Below are 18,352 nucleotides of genomic sequence, written 5' to 3'. Positions count from 1 at the left end.
TAGACTAGACAGTCTAGTTTTACAATTCTAGACTAGGCAGTCTAGTTACATGAAATTAACCATATGCTTACATTGGTGGGGATCCCATGGAAAATTCAGCCCGAAGTCATTGGCGTGTAATCAGTACCGCATTTATCAGTATGCTGGTACTTACAGCTTGCCAAAAGGAATTGACTGAACACGCCAATAGCGCGCAGTTGCCAACAGTCACTACAGCGCCATTACTGGCGTCATCTAGCTATCAGAGTGAGCAAACCTTTACTGGCACTATACGTGCGGGTAATACCACTGGGGCAGGATTTGAGTTATCCGGCAAAATAAGCGAACTCTATGTTGACAGTGGTGACAAGGTTAGCAAGGGCCAACTTCTGGCCAAATTAGACACCCGATTATTGGACGCAGAACATCAGGAAATCGAGGCTAGCCTTTCGCAAACCCAAGCGGATATCAACCTTGCCTTGAGCACCCTTAAGCGGAATGAAGAGCTTAAAAAATCTGGCTATGTTTCAGAACAACTGCTCGATGAAAATCGCACACAACTGTCCAGTTTAGAATCGGCAAAAAAACGCTTATTAGCCTCGCAGCATGCTAATCAACTCAAACTCGACAAGTCACAGCTTCGAGCGCCTTTTGATGGCATTATCAGTGTCCGCTTACATAATTTGGCCGAAGTTGTTTCAGCAGGCAGTGCTGTGTTCACCCTAGTCGGTGATGTGAAGCCCGAGGCTTATATCGGCGTGCCCGTAGCACTTGCCAGCCAATTTAATACTGGGCAAGAGGTTGATATCAGTGTGCAAAATCAGCGTTATAAAGCCACCATTGCTGGCATAAGTGCCGAAGTGAATACCATTAGTCGCACACTTCAACTTAGGATCAGCCTGCCAAAAGATGCGAAGGTGATTAATGGCGAAATAGCCTATCTTCACCAACAACAAACTGTTGCCCAAGCCGGTTATTGGATACCAATCTCAGCACTTACCGATGGCATTCGCGGACGCTGGAATATTTATGTGGTAGCAGGCGCTCAATCACCGCAACAAATCGAACGCCGCGATGTAGAAATCCTCTACACCACGCAGGATATGGCCTATGTTCAGGGGGCAATCAAACCCAACGAGCAATTCGTTACCCAAGGGCTACATAAACTAGTCGTCGGTCAAGCTGTCTCAACCTTAGCGGCAACGAGGTAATGATGATAAAAGCCTTTGTCGAAAATGGCCGCTTAGTCAGCCTAGTGATCGCGCTGCTGATCGTAGCAGGATTTGGGGCCATCAGCAGCCTTCCACGCACCGAAGATCCCTATATCACTAACCGTTTCGCATCAGTGATTACTCCCTATCCTGGCGCCTCAGCAGAAAGAGTTGAAGCACTCGTGACCGAAGTACTAGAGAATCAGCTACGACGGCTCGAAGAGATAAAACTCATTCAATCCACTTCAAGACCCGGTATTTCGGTCATCCAGCTTGAGTTAAAGGATTCGGTAAAAGATACCGATCCTGTATGGTCGCGTGCGCGTGATTTACTCGCCGACGGTAAAAATAATCTTCCCGAAGGCGCGCAAACGCCCACCTTAGACGACCAAGTAGGCTACGCTTATACCGCTATTTTGTCCTTAGCTTGGAACGATTCCAGTGCGCCACGCATTGACATGCTAAATCGCTATGCTAAGGAGTTACAGAGTCGTCTTAGGCTGCTCACTGGTACAGATTTCGTCAAACTCTTCGGTGCGCCAGAGGAAGAAATCCTAGTTCAATTAGATGGATACAAGATGAGTCAGTTACAACTGACCGCAGCCACCATCGCCAAAATCCTAAGTAGCGCCGACAGTAAAATTGCCGCAGGTGAAATCAGTAATAATCACTTTAAGGCCTTAGTCGAAGTCTCGGGGGAGCTAGACTCCCAAAGCCGCATTCGCCAAGTGCCGTTAAAGGTCGATTCACAGGGGCAAATTATTCGCCTCGGTGATATTGCTACCGTCATCCGTCAGGCGAAGTCCCCTGCCGATAGCATCGCCCTTGCCGACGGCGAGCAGGGGGTATTTGTTGCCGCTCGCATGTTGAATAATACCCGCGTAGATATTTGGCAAGGTCAGGTTAAACAGTTAGTCGATGAACTTAATCAAGAGCTACCCGCCAATATCAAGGTTAATTGGCTATTTGAGCAAAACAGTTATACAAGCGACAGACTCGGCGGCCTTATCATCAATTTGCTGCAGGGCTTTGTGATTATTCTCACCGTGCTTCTGTTAACACTCGGACTTCGCAATGCGGTGATTGTTGCCCTGTCGTTGCCCTTAACAGTGCTGTTCACCCTCACATGCATGAAATACATTGGCCTGCCCATTCATCAAATGTCAGTGACAGGCTTAGTGGTTGCCCTTGGGATCATGGTTGATAATGCCATTGTTATTGTCGATGCTATCGCCCAGCGCCGCCAGCAGGGGATGGGCCGACTTGCCGCAGTAAGTGAGACCTTACATCACCTGTGGTTACCGCTTGCAGGCTCCACCATCACCACCATTTTAGCCTTCGCTCCCATAGTACTTATGCCTGGTGCTGCGGGTGAATTCGTTGGTGGCATTGCCGTATCGGTCATGTTTGCCTTGGTTGGATCCTATGTGATTTCCCACACCCTAATTGCTGGACTTGCGGGCCGTTTTAGCCACGAAGGCAAAAACGATGTTTGGTATCAACACGGGATCAATGTACCTCTAGTAAGTGGTTACTTTCAGGCAAGCCTCAGGTTTGCCCTTAATCGACCGCTCTTAAGTGCCCTTGCTATTGGGGTCATCCCTGTCGTGGGCTTTATAGCATCAACAAAGATGACGGAGCAGTTCTTTCCGCCATCGGACAGGGATATGTTTCAAATTGAGGTGTATTTGGCCCCCCACGTCAGCCTTGAACATACTCTCGCTCAGGTTAAACAAATGGATAGCGCGCTGCACACATTGGAGGGCGTACTGCAGGTTGATTGGGTTGTCGGGGGGAACACGCCTTCTTTTTATTACAATCTAACCCAACGTCAACAGGGTGCAACCAACTATGCCCAGGCGATGGTCAAAGTGACCGATTTTGAACACGCCAATGCATTAATCCCAAAACTGCAGCAAGACTTTGATGCACGCTTCCCCGACGCTCAGGTATTAGTGAGAAAACTCGAACAGGGCCCCCCTTTTAATGCACCGGTTGAGTTGATGATTTATGGTCCTAACCTCGATACGCTTCGCGATTTGGGTGATGAAATTCGTAATGTCCTGGCCGCCACGCCCGATGTGCTACACACCCGCGCTACATTAAGCGCCGGAGCGCCCAAGGTTTGGCTGCAGGTGAATGAAGATGCCAGCTTAATGAGCGGGTTAAGCCTTACGGATATCGCCAGACAAATCCAAATGTCGACCACGGGAGTGATTGGCGGCAGTGTACTCGAGCAAACCGAATCTCTGCCTATTCGCGTTCGATTAGGCGATGGAAGTCGTGAACAGGCAAATCGGTTATCGGAAATTCAGCTCGTCACCCCATCAGGGCAAGCTGTACCTTTGTCGGCACTGTCCCATAATGAGGTACAAGTCAGCCGCGGCGCCATTCCAAGACGTAATGGCCAGCGAGTGAATACCATTGAAGCCTATATTGTCAGCGGTGTGTTACCCGCACAGGTGCTTGGGGATGTAAAAGCGAAAATTGATGCAATACCGCTGCCACCGGGTTACCGGATTGAAGTAGGCGGCGAGAGCGCAAAACGCAACGAAGCTGTAGGGAATCTATTGTCGAATATCATCCTAGTGATCACTTTGCTGTTTGCGACTGTAGTGCTGTCGTTCAACTCCTTTAGACTCACGGCCATTATCCTCTTTAGCGCAATGCAATCGGCAGGGCTTGGTCTACTCGCAGTGTTTGTGTTTGGTTACCCCTTTGGTTTCCCCGTTATTATTGCGCTATTAGGCTTAATGGGACTGGCAATTAACGCCGCCATTGTGATCTTAGCTGAGCTTGAGGACACCCCGAATGCCAAGGGGGGCGACAAAGAAGTCATCATCAGCACGGTAAGCAGTTGTGGTCGCCATATCAGTTCGACCACAATTACCACTGTCGGAGGATTTATACCGCTCATCATTGCAGGCGGTGGATTTTGGCCGCCCTTTGCTATCGCGATTGCTGGCGGCACATTGTTGACCACACTGCTGTCACTCGTCTGGGTGCCAACAATGTACCTGTTATTAATGGCGCGTAAAACTAAACAGGAAAATCCCGCAACTACAGCGCATCATGGATCAAGTACTGATACAGCTTATCTTTAAGTTGTAGTCGCTCTAATTTCAAAGCCACAAAGTGCTCATCATCGGTGGGCACTTTGGTTAATTCTAATGCACGAATTTTATGATCCAGCTCGTGGTAACGCGTCGACAGTGTCGCAAACAGCGGATGGCTCGCCTTGAGCTGCTGTATTTTGTCGACATATTCGGCAAATTCATTCACTAATGCATGATTTTCACCCAGCATAATTGACTCCTTTCTTCCTGTAGGGAACCAAAGTCATCACTCACTTTGGTTTATTTGCATCGCTTACCGTCTCATTTACACAGTAAAAATATGGCATTTTACATTCGCAAAAATAGCCAGATTAATATTTACTGAATTAGCTAAAGATTAATGATCTCTAACCGATAAAAGTTGCGAACTATCTATAAATGATAGGAAATTTTAGACCCACATCAAGACGGCTAAATATCATTTGGGTTACATTAGCATTAATAAATCACGCAGGAACCATAGAATGAACTATAAAAATTGGCCCATTGCAAAACAAATTGGCGCCCTCGCCTTTTTACTTACCCTGATCATATTTAGCATTTTAAGCAGCCTCTCCTACAAGGCAGCTTCGAGCGTATTAGAAGATAAAGGCACCAGCGCAATGAAGGCGCAAATGCTCGCCGTCTCGGATATGTTGAAACTTCAATACGACAGTTTATTGCAACTTGCCCGCCGCAATGCCGAAGTATTTAAAGGCATGTATCCAGGTGAATTCAGCATGCCCGGAAAAACCGTAAACGTGCTGGGTGTTGAGACTCCGGTGTTGGTCCACGAGAGTGAGCAAATTAACTCTTCAAAGAGTAAAGTCGACCGTTTCGCCAACCTTACCGGCGGTACGGCAACGGTATTCGCAAGGGATGGCGATGATTTCATTCGTATCTCCACCTCCCTTAAAAAGCCCGATGGTAGCCGCGCACTAGGGACGTATTTAGGTAAAACCCACCCGGGTTACGCTACTTTGATTAAGGGTGAAGCGTACGAAGGTTATGCCAAGCTCTTCGGTAAAGATTACATGACTGTCTATCGCCCCGAAAAAGATGCCCAGGGCAAAGTCATCGGTATTCTATTTATCGGTTTTGAGATCACTAGTTCACTCAAGCAATTACAGGAAGCGGTAAACCGCCTCACCTTAGAGGAAAGTGGGCATTTCCTACTAATGCGTAAATCCGACAACGTGTTAATTGCCCATCCGCAATTTTCCGCAGGCGACACCGTCACTGAAGCCATGCTAAACGGCTTGAGTCTAACGCAGGCAACTCAAGAAAATTCAGATTGGCATTACACCAACAGTTCGGGCCACCCCATGTATGCCCACACACAATATGTAAGCGGTTGGAACTGGGTCATGCTGGGTCAGGTAGATGCCAATGAATTAAACGAAGAAAGCATCAGCCTATTCAAAATAAATGCTATCGTTGCCTTAACTGGCATTGCACTTATTACACTACTGTTATCCTTCGCGCTAGTCCGTACCCTCAAGCCGCTTTATACCCTGCAAAAGCATATGGAAACCCTTGGTCGTGGGGACTTCAGCAAGCAAATCACCTTGGCAGAGACTGATAGTCAAAATGAAGTTGATAGAATCACTAACAGTGTATCGTCAATGTCAAATGAGTTAAGACATCTGATTGTGGCACTGCACGATTCCGTTAGCAGCCTAGAGCTTCAAGCCGCCAAGGCCCAAAGTATCGCTAAACAAAATGGTGAGGAAGCGCAATCCTTGATGCTGCAAACAGACCAAATTGCCACCGCGATTGAAGAAATGTCGACGTCAATCCGCGATGTTGCCAACCACGCCCAGGACGGCGCAGATCAAAGCCAACAAGTCGATATCGCCGCCCGCGAAGGCCAAGCGCAGCAGGTCAAAGTGGTCGAAGACTTACTAAAACTGAGTGAGCAACTGAGCCATAGTCACCAATCGGTTGAAAAGGTCAGCCTAGAAAGTGAAGCCATCAGTAAGGTCACTGAAGTAATTAATAGCATTGCGGAGCAAACTAACCTGCTCGCACTTAATGCCGCCATTGAAGCCGCTCGCGCGGGCGATCAAGGACGCGGTTTTGCAGTGGTTGCAGATGAAGTCAGAACCTTGGCCCAGCGCACACAGGCATCGATTCTCGAAATTTCTCAAACCATTAATAAGCTGCAAACTCAGGTTAAAAGTACCACCACCCAAATGGCCCAAAGCCACGAATTAGGCATGGCCTCTGCCAGCCAAGGCGAGGCGACAGGTGAACAACTGATGGAAATCACTCGCCGAATCGGTGAACTTGCCGTTAGCTCGCGCAATATCGCCCAAGCAACCGAGCAGCAAAGCAGCGTTGCGTCGGAAATAACTCATAATCTGCATCAGATAAGTGAACTGGCGGGTGAAGGTGAGCAGCGCGCAGCCGAAACACTTCAGTCGGCCAATGAACTCACCTCTATTGCTATCGCCCTTAAACAGCAAATTAGCCAATTTAAGGCCTAAGCAATAACAAGTTAGCAAGACTAAACACAGCCGCCCAATGGGCGGCTGTGTTGTTTTAATGGCATAACTAAGAAGTGCGAACAAATGCTCGCGATAGAGTATTCCTCTTTTAGGCTGAAATGGCGCATTTATAGCGCGCAATACTCGACTCGGGCCAATATTTACTTCGCTGGTAATACTCCTCCATCACAGGCACTGAGCCATCAAGCACGAGCCACTTTTGCTTAGTCGAGGTAAAAATATGGATATCGGGCGGACATAAATTTGGATCGTAAAGCGTACCTACACGAACAAAGCACACGGCCTCTTTTGCCGAGCCATAATGACTCCACAACGCGGTTTTACATTTAGGACAGCGGCAAACTTGCTGCCCTAACCCACTATTCGAAGGTTGATCAATTTTTTCGGGTAAACCTTTTAGCAGTTTCAGTTCGCTGCGCTCTATCATCGCATTAATCGCAAATGCTGAACCCGTTTCCCTTTGGCACCAACTGCAATGGCAGCAATGGACAAACATGGGCTTTGCGGTAAGTTCATACTCTATTTCGCCGCAGCTGCATTTACCTTTGACCTTCTCTGTTTGACCCATTAAATAGCCCCCATTCCAGACACAAAATCTAATGACAAAACTATATTGGTCTTGAGTACAGTGACTTGCAATAAAATGCCAATAAAAAACCCCGCTATGGCGGGGTTTTAATTCTAGTCAACATTACTAAGAGGTTTGATGTTACTCAGCATCGTCGGTTGAACGGTCCATATTTTCGGTATTTTCAAGCCAAAGCGCGTTAATAATACCGAAGGAACAGGCCAACAAAACCCCTAAAATCCACGTAAAATACCACATAGTAGATGCTCCTGAATTAGTAGAGTGAGGCTTTGTTATCTTCAATATGCTTACGGTTTAAACGACCAAACATTTTGAAGTAAGTCCAAATTGTGTAACTTAACACAATAGGTACAAAGATAATTGCAGCCCAAGTCATTACCGTGAGTGTCATTTCACTCGCCGTTGCATCCCACATGGTTAAGCTTACGTTCGGCTCTAATGATGATGGCATCACGAATGGGAACATAGCTGCGCCACAAGTTAGAATCACCATCGCCACGGTCAGCGAACTGAATAGGAACGCAAAACCAGATCGATTTAAACGGCTCACTACAATCACCAGCAGCGGCAGCGTCACTCCCAGAATGGGGAATAGCATAGTGATTGGATACTTGTCGTAGTTTGCCAACCATGCACCCGCTTCTACCGAAACGGTTTTTAAGGTTGGATTAGACAGCGCGTAGTGATCCAGTGTTGATGTCACTACATAACCGTCAATACCATTGGCTAACCATACACCTGCAGCAGCAAACAGTACTGATACTAACAGCGCAAAGAACTGAGTCGCTTTGGCTGCACGCACACGGAGCTCGCTGTCGGTTTTCATTTGTAACCAAGACGCGCCCTGCATCATAAACATGCTGACACAGACAAGACCCGCCAATAATCCAAAGGGATTTAATAGACCGAATAGGCCGCCGTGGTAGGTTGCACGCAAAAACTCGTCGAAGTTGAACGGTACGCCTTGCAGCAAATTACCAAAAGCCACACCGATGATCAGCGGCGGGATAAAACCACCACAGAACAGTGCCCAATCCCAAGACTTACGCCATTTTGGATTTTCAATCTTAGACCGATAGTCAAATCCTACGGGGCGGGTATACAAGGCAAACAGCACTAACATCATGGCGACGTAGAAGCCAGAGAAAGACACGCCATATACCATTGGCCAAGCAGCAAATAACGCACCACCTGCAGTAATTAACCACACTTGGTTACCGTCCCAGTGAGGAGCAATGGTGTTGACCATAATGCGGCGCTCGGTATCGTCCTTACCGATTATCGGTAACAAAGCACCTACACCCATATCAAAACCGTCGGTAATTGCAAATCCGATGAACAGTACGCCAATTAAAGCCCACCAGATTAATCTCAACATTTCATAATCAAACATAATGAAATCCTCTGCTTAGGCTTCTAAATTCTCAAAGTGATAACGACCAGTCTTTAGGCTACTTGGGCCAAGACGGGCAAATTTCAACATTAAGAACACTTCGATTACCAACAACACCGTATAGAACAATGAGATAGAGATAATACTGAACCACAGATCACCCGGCGTTAAGCTAGAAGCAGACATGAACGTGGGTAAAACTTCAGAAATGGTCCAAGGTTGACGACCATATTCTGCTACAAACCAACCACATTCAATGGCAATCCAAGGCAAAGGTAAGCTGTAAAGCGCCGCCTTAAGTACCCATTTTTTCTCTTCGATTTGATGACGTGTGCTTTGCCAGAAAGCGGCCGCAAAAACCAACAGCATAATAAAGCCCGCGCCCACCATCACACGGAAGCTCCAGAACACTGGGGCTACCTTAGGAATAGAATCCTTAGCGGCAGCTTTAATTTGCTCTTCGGTCGCATCAACAACATTGTCGGTGTAACGCTTAAGCAGTAAGCCATAACCTAGGTCCACTTTAGCTTCTTCAAAGGCTGCACGCAGTTCAGGTGATTTATCGCCCGCACGCAGTTGAACCAGCATTTCATAGGCTTTCATACCGTTACGGATGCGTACCTCATGCTCTTCAATCAGATCGCGAAGACCTGTAACCTCTTCATCTAATGAACGCGTTGCCACGATCCCCATAGCGTAAGGGATTTTGATGGCGTAATCGGTGTGCATGGTTTCTTGATTAGGGAAACCGACCGCGGTAAAGGCTGCAGGAGCAGGCTCAGTGTGCCACTCAGATTCAATCGCAGCTAATTTAACACGCTGCGCTTCACCCACTTTGTAGCCTGATTCGTCACCCAATACGATAACCGACAGAATCGATGCCATACCAAAACTTGCTGCAATCGCGAATGAACGGCGTGCAAAAGGTAAGTCGCGCTTCTTCAGGATGTAGTAAGCACTGATCGCCAATACAAACATTGCACCCGCCACATAGCCTGATGCGACAGTGTGGACAAACTTCACCTGCGCAACAGGGTTGAACAGCACATCAGCAAAGCTGGTCATCTCCATACGCATGGTTTCGTAGTTAAACACAGAACCTACAGGGTTTTGCATCCACCCGTTCGCCACCAAAATCCACAGTGCAGAGAAATTAGAACCGAAAGCCACTAACCAAGTCGTGGCCAAATGCTGTCGTTTAGAGAAACGGTCCCAACCGAAGAAAAACATACCGACGAAGGTCGATTCAAGGAAGAAGGCCATTAAACCTTCAATCGCGAGAGGCGCACCGAAGATGTCACCCACATAGTGCGAATAGTAGGACCAGTTAGTACCAAACTGGAACTCCATCGCTAAACCTGTCGAAACACCCAAGGCAAAGTTAATACCGAATAACTTACCCCAGAATTTCGTCATATCTTTATATATTTGTTTATCCGTCATCACATAGAGTGATTCCATGATAGCCAGCAAAAATGCTAGCCCCAGGGTTAAGGGAACAAATAGGAAGTGATACATGGCTGTCAGCGCAAACTGTAGCCGCGATAGCTCAACAACCTCTTCAACAATCATCGGTGACTCCTTACTTGGTGCTTCCTATTGCCATATAGGAAGTCCCATACATAGCAATTGCCGTTGTAGGATAGTGTGTTTTCATTTTATGTTTATATCTAAACTCAGTATAAACCGTTAAATTTCACTTTTTGCTTTACATTGAAGTGGCAAGGCTTAAAAGTCACTACACCCATTATATACCGAGACACATGTCACACTATCAAATGGTATTGAGAGATAGACCTCACCGCCAAAACTTAACAAAGAGATAACTCTTATAAATATCAGATAGTTACAGCATTAACTCATCTGCATTATGACTTGATTTATACCACTGCGCTTTGATTCAAATCAATCGAACTCAAGGGTTTAGATGGGTTTTGCAAGCTGGCACACACTTCACTTTCACAGCCTGTTGACAGTTTTTTTAAAATACGGTAGAGAGACACTATCACTCGACATGAATCACCACTTTTAACCATTTGAGCTAAATTAAAGCCAACAACCCCCGTTTATCACTAAAATCTAAAATAAATACACAAAATAACTAACCATAAATAAATGAATCAATAATTTTATCAAAATAAGACCATGGTTTAGTTAGGATTAATTTCTTAATAATTAAAATAACCACAAATTAAAAGTATAAAGGATTAGTTTTTTTTATTAATTAATGTATTTTTTCTCGTTTGAACCAGGTCAACAAGCTGATTAATATATACCCATATTCGATAAACGGTTTGACAGCTCTGGTGAAGCGTCCCAGATCATTTCCACCGTACCGACTTTAGTTTAATTTTAGTGTGGAGTGTAAAATGGCCCAATTATTTGAGCGTGTAGTGAATCGCTATAAGCGTGTTTTTGTTGAACTTTATACTGCAAACGAGCTGTAATTTAAGCTGCGTGATAAGCTGAATTTTGATCTTGACTTGACGTTTTGTTAGCGCAAAACAAGCCCCCATCATCCTATGATGGGGGCTTTTTGCTTTGTTAGTCTGAAAAATATGACACGCTTAGGCTGGGATTCCAGATTCAGCTTCGGCTTGTAAGCCATCAGAAATAGATTCTTCACACAAAAGTACACTAAAACGAAAGATTCAAGAACTTAATTACAAATGAAACTAACTCAAATAGCACTATCTGATTGATAAAAATGAACTTTACCAGAGTTGGTACGAAGAAAATAAAAAAGGAGCGAAAATTTCGCTCCTTTTTTCATTTAGTTAACTTAAGATTTTGTGCTTAAAAAGCTTAACCTTTTCTCTTAACCCAAGTTTACGCGTGCATTGCGGAACATGCGCATCCATGGGCTGTCTTCGCCCCAGTTATCTGGGTGCCAAGAGTTCGCTACGGTTCTAAATACACGCTCAGGGTGCGGCATCATCAGAGTCACGCGGCCATCTGTGGTACAGATACCGGTTAAACCGTTAGGTGAACCGTTCGGGTTTTGTGGATATTGGGTCGCAATCTCGCCCTTACCATTCACAAAACGCAGCGCGATGGTGCCAGAGGCTTCTGCTAATGCTAATGCCTGCGCGTTAGCAAATTCCGCATGACCTTCTCCGTGAGACACGGCGATTGGCATACGCGAACCAGCCATACCTTGGAAGAACAGTGACGGACTTTGCTGAACTTCAACTAAGCTAAAGCGTGCTTCAAAACGCTCTGAGCGGTTACGCACGAAACGTGGCCAGTGCTCGCTACCTGGAATGATTTCTTTCAGGTTAGACAGCATTTGACAACCGTTACATACCCCTAGCGCAAAGCTTGAGTCACGTTCGAAGAAACGTGAGAACTCATCACGAGCACGCTCGTTGAACAGGATAGACTTAGCCCAACCTTCACCTGCACCTAATACATCACCGTAGGAGAAACCACCACAGGCCACTAGACCTTGGAATTCTTCTAGGCTGATGCGGCCTGACAGAATGTCTGACATATGCACGTCGCGGCTCTCGAAACCTGCTCTGTCAAATGCTGCGGCCATTTCTACGTGGGAGTTCACACCCTGTTCACGCAGAATCGCCATCTTAGGCGCAGCACCTTTGAGGATGTAAGGCGCCGCTACATCTTCACTTGGGTCGAAGCTTAAGTTAACGGTTAACCCTAAATCGGTTTCATCCTGCTTAAGTTTGAACTCTTCTAACGCACACGCTGGGTTATCACGCAGCGCTTGCATGCGATAAGTCGTTTCTGACCAGATAGTACGCAGTGCAACACGGGTATCACTGAAGATTTCACGCGCGCCATCCTTGATGGTGATGCGTTGATCCTGAGCTAATGTACCAATCACGTGGCAAGGTACGCCTGCTTTGATAAATTGCGCGGCAATCAGCTCAGCGTTATCACGGCTCACCTGCAGTACGGCACCGAGTTCTTCATTGAATAAACGCTCGATATCCGTGCCTTGCAGTGCATTAAGGTCAATGCTTAAACCCGTATTACCCGCAAACGCCATTTCCACTAAGGTCGTGAATAAACCACCGTCGCTGCGGTCGTGGTAGGCGATAACAGATTTATCAGCCACCAGTTGTTGCATGGTTTCGAAGAAACCACGCAGCAGGGCTGCATCGTCTAAGTCCGGTGCAACATCACCTAACTCGCCATAAACCTGGGCTAAACAAGAACCACCTAAACGGTTTTTGCCTGCACCTAAGTCAACCAGTAACAGAGCGCTGTCACCTTTGTCGCTGCGAAGTTCAGGCGTCACTGTGTTACGAATGTCCTGCACCACACCGAAGGCTGAAATCACGAGCGACATTGGCGCGGTAACGGTTTTATCCGCACCATCTTGCTGCCACGCCGTCTTCATTGACATTGAGTCTTTGCCCACGGGAATCGTCAGGCTCAGCTCAGGACACAGCTCTTCACCAACGGCTTTAACGGCTTCATAAAGACCCGCGTCTTCACCTGGGTGACCCGCAGCCGACATCCAGTTAGCAGACAGCTTAATGCGTTTGAACGAACCAATGTCTGCACCTGCGATGTTCATAATCGATTCTGCAACCGCCATACGGGCAGAGGCACCGAAATCAAGCAGTGCCAGCGGCGTGCGCTCGCCCATCGACATGGCTTCACCGGCGTAGGTGTCAAAACTTGCTGCGGTGACCGCACAATCTGCGACAGGTACCTGCCAAGGGCCAACCATTTGGTCACGGTTTACTAAACCCGTTACACTGCGATCGCCAATAGTGATAAGGAAGGTCTTATCCGCAACCGTAGGCAGGCTTAAGATACGTTTAACCGCGTCTTTTACCTCAATCTTGCTTTGCTCAAGCGCAGGCGATACTGCCTTTTTAGATACCACGTTACGGCTCATCTTAGGTGCTTTACCTAATAGAACCTCGAGTGGTAAATCGATTGGGTTGTTGTCGAAATGGCTATCGGCTAGGGTTAAATGCTTCTCCTGCGTCGCCTCACCCACGACTGCAAATGGTGCGCGCTCACGCTCACAAATCGCAGTAAATAAAGGTAAGTCTTCGGCTGCAACCGACAGAACATAACGCTCCTGCGATTCGTTACACCAGATCTCCAGCGGGCTCATGCCTGGCTCATCCGAAGGCACGTTGCGCAGATTGAAAATACCGCCACGGTCGCCGTCGTTTACCAACTCAGGGAACGCGTTTGATAAACCGCCCGCACCCACGTCGTGGATAAATTGGATTGGGTTTTTATCGCCAAGCTGCCAGCAGCGATCGATAACTTCCTGACAGCGACGCTCCATTTCTGGGTTTTCGCGCTGTACTGAAGCAAAGTCTAAGTCTTCGCTCGATTCGCCTGACGCCATCGAAGACGCCGCGCCGCCGCCCAGACCGATGTTCATCGCAGGGCCACCCAGCACGATGAGCTTAGCACCGACAGTGATTTCGCCCTTTTGAACGTGCTCTTCACGGATGTTACCTAAACCACCGGCTAACATGATTGGCTTATGGTAACCACGGACTTCTACGCCGTTGTGGCTTGAAACTTCTTGCTCGTAAGTACGGAAGTAACCTAACAGAGCAGGACGACCGAACTCGTTGTTAAATGCCGCGCCACCTAATGGGCCTTCGGTCATAATATCCAGTGCACTCACGATACGCTCAGGCTTACCGTAGTTACCTTCCCATGGCTGTACAAAACCTGGGATTTTTAAATTCGATACGCTAAAGCCTGTTAAACCCGCTTTAGGCTTAGAACCACGACCCGTTGCACCTTCGTCGCGGATTTCGCCGCCAGAACCGGTTGCAGCACCTGGGTATGGACTGATTGCCGTTGGATGGTTGTGGGTTTCCACTTTCATCAGTACGTGCATTGGCTCAGTGTGGTAGCTGTAAACGCCGTTTGGATCAGGGAAGAAACGACCCGCAACCGAGCCTTCCATTACCGCGGCGTTATCTTTATAGGCAGATAACACGTGGTCTGGTGTGGCTTCGAAGGTGTTTTTGATCATCTTGAACAGAGATTTAGGCTGCGCCTCGCCATCAATGGTCCAATCTGCGTTAAAAATCTTATGACGGCAGTGCTCAGAGTTAGCCTGGGCAAACATCATCAATTCGATATCGTTTGGATTACGGTTCAAACGAATGAAGTTTTCGACTAAATAATCAATTTCGTCTTCGGCTAAGGCCAGACCCAATTGGCGGTTTGCCACTTCTAATGCACGGCGACCTTCACCGAGGACATTTACGCTCTTGAACGGTGCAGGCTCAGTGCGCTTAAACAGCACATCGGCCTTAGCAAAATCGTCTAAAACGACTTCAACCATACGGTCATGCAATAAGCCCTTCAGGGTTTGTTGCTGCTCGCTGGTTAAGGTGTCTGACTCGACATAATAGGCAACACCACGCTCTAAACGCTTCACTTTCGCTAAACCACAGTTGTGGGCGATGTCAGTAGCTTTAGAAGACCAGGGGGAAATAGTGCCAGGGCGGGGTGTTACAAATAGGAGTGAACCTTGGGGTGTATGGGCTTCGATAGCCGGGCCATAGGTGAGAATCTTTTCAAGTTGCTCACGCTCATTACTCTCAAGCAACTCGCTCAAATCCGCTAAATGAACATACTCAGCATAGATTTGGCGTACCGGAAGCGCCGCAGTTGCGCAGGCCTCCATCAGCTTTTGCACTCTAAACGTCGAGAGTGCTGGGGCTCCGCGGATGATCTCCATCACGTCTATTCACCTTATTAATTATAATTGCAGGGTCAGAAGTGGCGCTATTATAGGGAAATGTACATTACAAATCACCTGTACGCTTACGCAAAACAGTGTTTCGAATTCGGTAAAAAGCCTCCCTAAAGAGTCCTTGAAACTTTACATCTGTACGATTTTTTTACGTTCTGGGCCACAAACGGATATAATCACAGCATCATGAGCCGTTATACCTTAGATTCCCCACAGTTCACTCAAACTTCATCTTATTGATTTAGCTTATTAAAAGTGTTTTTTATGACCCGATATCTGTTTGCTTTCATCTTGGTATTTGTACTGACGGCTTGTCAGCAGGTGACCGTGGAAGAACCAGAATTCGCGCCATTAAAGCTGACAGAATTGCGGGTGGGTACACTTTATGGACCGCAGATCTATATGACCTCGGGCCAAGGCAACAGCGGCTTTGATTACGATTTAGCGGTTTCTTTTGCCGAATACCTTAATGTGCCGCTCACTATGGTGCCCTATACCAACCGTGCAGACCTCTTTGCCGCACTAAAAAATAACGAAATTGATATCATTGCCGCAGGCATAACTGATACTCCTGCACGGCGGGAACAGTTCCGAATAGGGCCTCCTTTATACCGCGTAAACCAGGTGTTGGTTTACCGTGAAGGCATGCCAACCCCAAAAAATGTCAATGACTTAAAAAGCAAAATCACGGTTATTGCCGACTCATCCTTTGTCGAAACCCTAACTCAGCTTCAAAAACATTACCCAACGCTGGTCTGGGATCAGGTGACCGACAAGGACAGCGAAGAGTTACTGGCAATGATTGCCAACAAGGAAATAGATTACACCATCGCCGATTCGAGCAGTGTGCAGATTAACCGCCGCTACCTACCCGACCTTCGCTCCGGTCTAGTGCTCGAGGAAAAACTCGATGTGGTTTGGCTATTACCGCCCGATAATAGTGATGGCCTAATGAGTCGCTTACTTGCCTTTTGGCATCAGGAAAAACTGACCGGCACACTCGATCACCTCAACGAGAAATACTTTGGTCACGTTAAACGTTTCGACTATATCGACACCCGCGCCTTTCTTCGCGCCATCGAAACCGTGTTACCTCGATATCGTCAAATGTTTGAAACCCATGCTGGCAATTTAGATTGGCGAAAGCTCGCAGCAACTAGTTATCAAGAATCCCATTGGAACCCTAGCGCTCGTTCGCCAACCGGGGTACGTGGCATGATGATGCTAACCGAGCCTACGGCCAAGGAAATCGGGATCCACAACCGACTCGATGCCGAGCAGAGTATCCGCGGTGGCGCCGCGTATTTAAGCGACATGATAAATCGCCTACCCGACTCTATCCCCGAAAGTCAGAGGATGTGGTTTGCACTGGCCTCCTACAATATCGGTTATGCCCATGTGGAAGATGCCCGAAAACTAGCCGAATCCATGGAGCTTAATCCCAATGCGTGGCGGGATTTAAAGAAAGTGCTGCCGCTTTTGCAAAAGCGTAAGTATTACCAAAAGACCCGTTATGGTTATGCTCGAGGCAGTGAAGCGGTGCATTATGTAGACAGCATTCGCCGTTATTACGACACCCTGGTGTGGGTCGATAATCAGTCCCAGCAACAAACCACGGATGAAGATTCTGGTGAGTTGCCCACTGAGGATATATCGACGCTACCACCCGGCAGCCTAAGCCCTGACGCACCTAAATAGCCAAGCTTTATCCAAATTCGCTCAACTAGATTACTGCTACAGCACAAAGTGATCACGACCATAAGCTGACAATTAACCGTAACGACTCACGCCGCATTTCAGCTTGGTTTCAGTCTTTCCCGCCATAGTAAAATCACAGGATTTACAAACGCTGTTTTATAGAGCAGATGATTTGCTAGGGATTGCTGCTAGCTTACACTGCTGTTACTGTCATTGTGATTTCAACATAAAAATAAAGAAAAGGCACGCAAATGCCTGCCAACACACAAGCACAACGTCTATCAAGGGGTTGATATGAGAAGAAAAACGATTAACACCAATGCATCGCGTCGTCGCACGCTCTTAAAGATGCGCCATCGCCGCGTACTTAACCGTCACAAACTGTTTTTTACCTTTATCCAGTCGCAGGATTTACCTTAAGCTTTATCCACCTGCTGCGCCTTTTGAGCCTGTTTTAGCGCTTTCTTTTCCTCACGACGTCGCTTAAAAAATTGGCTCAATTGGTCAGCACAATCTTTGGCTAACACTCCCGATGTCACCTCAAGTTGATGATTAAATGCGGGATGTTGCAATAGATTAAGCACTGTTCCCGCCGCGCCCGTTTTTTCATCCTTAGCACCAAACACCACCCTTGCAATACGGCTATGCACCATGGCTCCAGCACACATGGCGCAGGGTTCTAGCGTCACATATAAGGTGGTATCGAGCAGACGATAGTTTTCAATCACCTGCCCTGCTGCACGCAAACACAGTATTTCAGCATGGGCACAGGGGTCGTGTTGACTGATAGAAAGGTTATAGCCTGCCGCTACTTGCTTACCATCCTTTACGAGAATAGCGCCCACGGGTACTTCGCCTTCGGCTTCGGCTTTCTCGGCCATTAACATGGCTTGGCGCATCCAGTACTCATCGACGTCTACTTGTTCTATATCCGCTTGAATAAGGCAAGTTTTATCGTCATTTGCGACATCACCACTAGCTTCATCACAACCAAGTTCATCAGAGCCAAGTTCATCACACTTGAGCGTCTTCGCATGCAATGTATTGGGATCCAGTTTTGTCTGCTCCACTTAAGGATTCTCATTAATCAACAATTTGGGCAATTATACCTTTAACCAATAAAAAAGGCGCACTCGGCGCCTTTTCGTTAATAACTCATATA

The 18,352-nt window shown here is 47.2% G+C and carries 12 protein-coding genes; 5 read left to right on the top strand and 7 right to left on the bottom strand.

Annotated elements, in window-relative coordinates:
* The first annotated feature begins 86 nt into the window (after positions 1-86).
* A complete protein-coding gene (locus K0H61_RS05360) occupies positions 87-1,190 on the top strand; it encodes an efflux RND transporter periplasmic adaptor subunit (protein WP_220051706.1) in 1,104 nt (367 codons plus the stop codon).
* Positions 1,191-1,192: 2 nt separating this feature from the next.
* Positions 1,193-4,294, top strand: a complete 3,102-nt coding sequence (locus tag K0H61_RS05355) for an efflux RND transporter permease subunit (RefSeq protein ID WP_220052497.1) — start codon at positions 1,193-1,195, stop codon at positions 4,292-4,294.
* Here the strand turns inward: K0H61_RS05355 and K0H61_RS05350 are convergent.
* Entirely contained in the window at positions 4,251-4,496 is a 246-nt protein-coding gene (locus K0H61_RS05350) for an HP1242/YdcH family protein (RefSeq protein WP_220051705.1), read from the bottom strand. The two genes, K0H61_RS05355 and K0H61_RS05350, sit on opposite strands and share 44 nt — an antisense overlap.
* A gap of 274 nt (positions 4,497-4,770) precedes the next feature.
* On the opposite strand from K0H61_RS05350, the gene K0H61_RS05345 reads away from it, so the two are divergent.
* On the top strand, positions 4,771-6,774 hold the full coding sequence (locus K0H61_RS05345; RefSeq protein WP_220051704.1) for a methyl-accepting chemotaxis protein: 2,004 nt from the start codon (positions 4,771-4,773) through the stop codon (positions 6,772-6,774).
* A 109-nt stretch (positions 6,775-6,883) separates the two neighbouring features.
* Here the strand turns inward: K0H61_RS05345 and K0H61_RS05340 are convergent, their stop codons facing one another.
* The 5 genes from K0H61_RS05340 to purL form a co-directional block, all read right to left on the bottom strand.
* Positions 6,884-7,363 (bottom strand): GFA family protein, encoded by a 480-nt coding sequence (locus K0H61_RS05340; protein ID WP_220051703.1) that lies wholly within the window; start codon positions 7,361-7,363, stop codon positions 6,884-6,886.
* 141 nt (positions 7,364-7,504) lie between these two features.
* Complete coding sequence (cydX, locus tag K0H61_RS05335; RefSeq protein ID WP_220051702.1) at positions 7,505-7,621, bottom strand: cytochrome bd-I oxidase subunit CydX; 117 nt, start codon at positions 7,619-7,621, stop codon at positions 7,505-7,507.
* Positions 7,622-7,637: 16 nt separating this feature from the next.
* A complete protein-coding gene (cydB, locus tag K0H61_RS05330; RefSeq protein WP_220051701.1) occupies positions 7,638-8,777 on the bottom strand; it encodes a cytochrome d ubiquinol oxidase subunit II in 1,140 nt (379 codons plus the stop codon).
* A 15-nt stretch (positions 8,778-8,792) separates the two neighbouring features.
* A complete protein-coding gene (locus K0H61_RS05325) occupies positions 8,793-10,349 on the bottom strand; it encodes a cytochrome ubiquinol oxidase subunit I (RefSeq protein WP_220051700.1) in 1,557 nt (518 codons plus the stop codon).
* Positions 10,350-11,595: 1,246 nt separating this feature from the next.
* Positions 11,596-15,477, bottom strand: coding sequence for a phosphoribosylformylglycinamidine synthase (purL, locus tag K0H61_RS05320; protein ID WP_220052487.1), 3,882 nt, complete (start codon positions 15,475-15,477; stop codon positions 11,596-11,598).
* A gap of 279 nt (positions 15,478-15,756) precedes the next feature.
* On the opposite strand from purL, the gene mltF reads away from it, so the two are divergent.
* Both mltF and K0H61_RS17790 read left to right on the top strand, forming a co-directional pair.
* The gene (gene mltF / locus K0H61_RS05315; RefSeq protein WP_220051699.1) at positions 15,757-17,190 is read left to right on the top strand and encodes a membrane-bound lytic murein transglycosylase MltF; all 1,434 of its coding nucleotides are present in this window, start codon (positions 15,757-15,759) and stop codon (positions 17,188-17,190) included.
* A gap of 294 nt (positions 17,191-17,484) precedes the next feature.
* Positions 17,485-17,610, top strand: a complete 126-nt coding sequence (locus K0H61_RS17790; protein WP_258406012.1) for a hypothetical protein — start codon at positions 17,485-17,487, stop codon at positions 17,608-17,610.
* Here the strand turns inward: K0H61_RS17790 and tadA are convergent.
* Positions 17,607-18,131: a tRNA adenosine(34) deaminase TadA gene (tadA, locus tag K0H61_RS05310; protein ID WP_434086614.1), complete on the bottom strand. Its 525-nt coding sequence runs from the start codon at positions 18,129-18,131 to the stop codon at positions 17,607-17,609. The two genes, K0H61_RS17790 and tadA, sit on opposite strands and share 4 nt — an antisense overlap.
* Positions 18,132-18,352: the final 221 nt, after the last annotated feature.

Source organism: Shewanella acanthi, assembly GCF_019457475.1.
In the GTDB taxonomy this organism is placed as follows: domain Bacteria; phylum Pseudomonadota; class Gammaproteobacteria; order Enterobacterales; family Shewanellaceae; genus Shewanella; species Shewanella acanthi.
The sequence above is the reverse complement of the archived record's forward strand: the minus strand, read 5'-3'. Positions and strand labels throughout refer to the sequence as shown.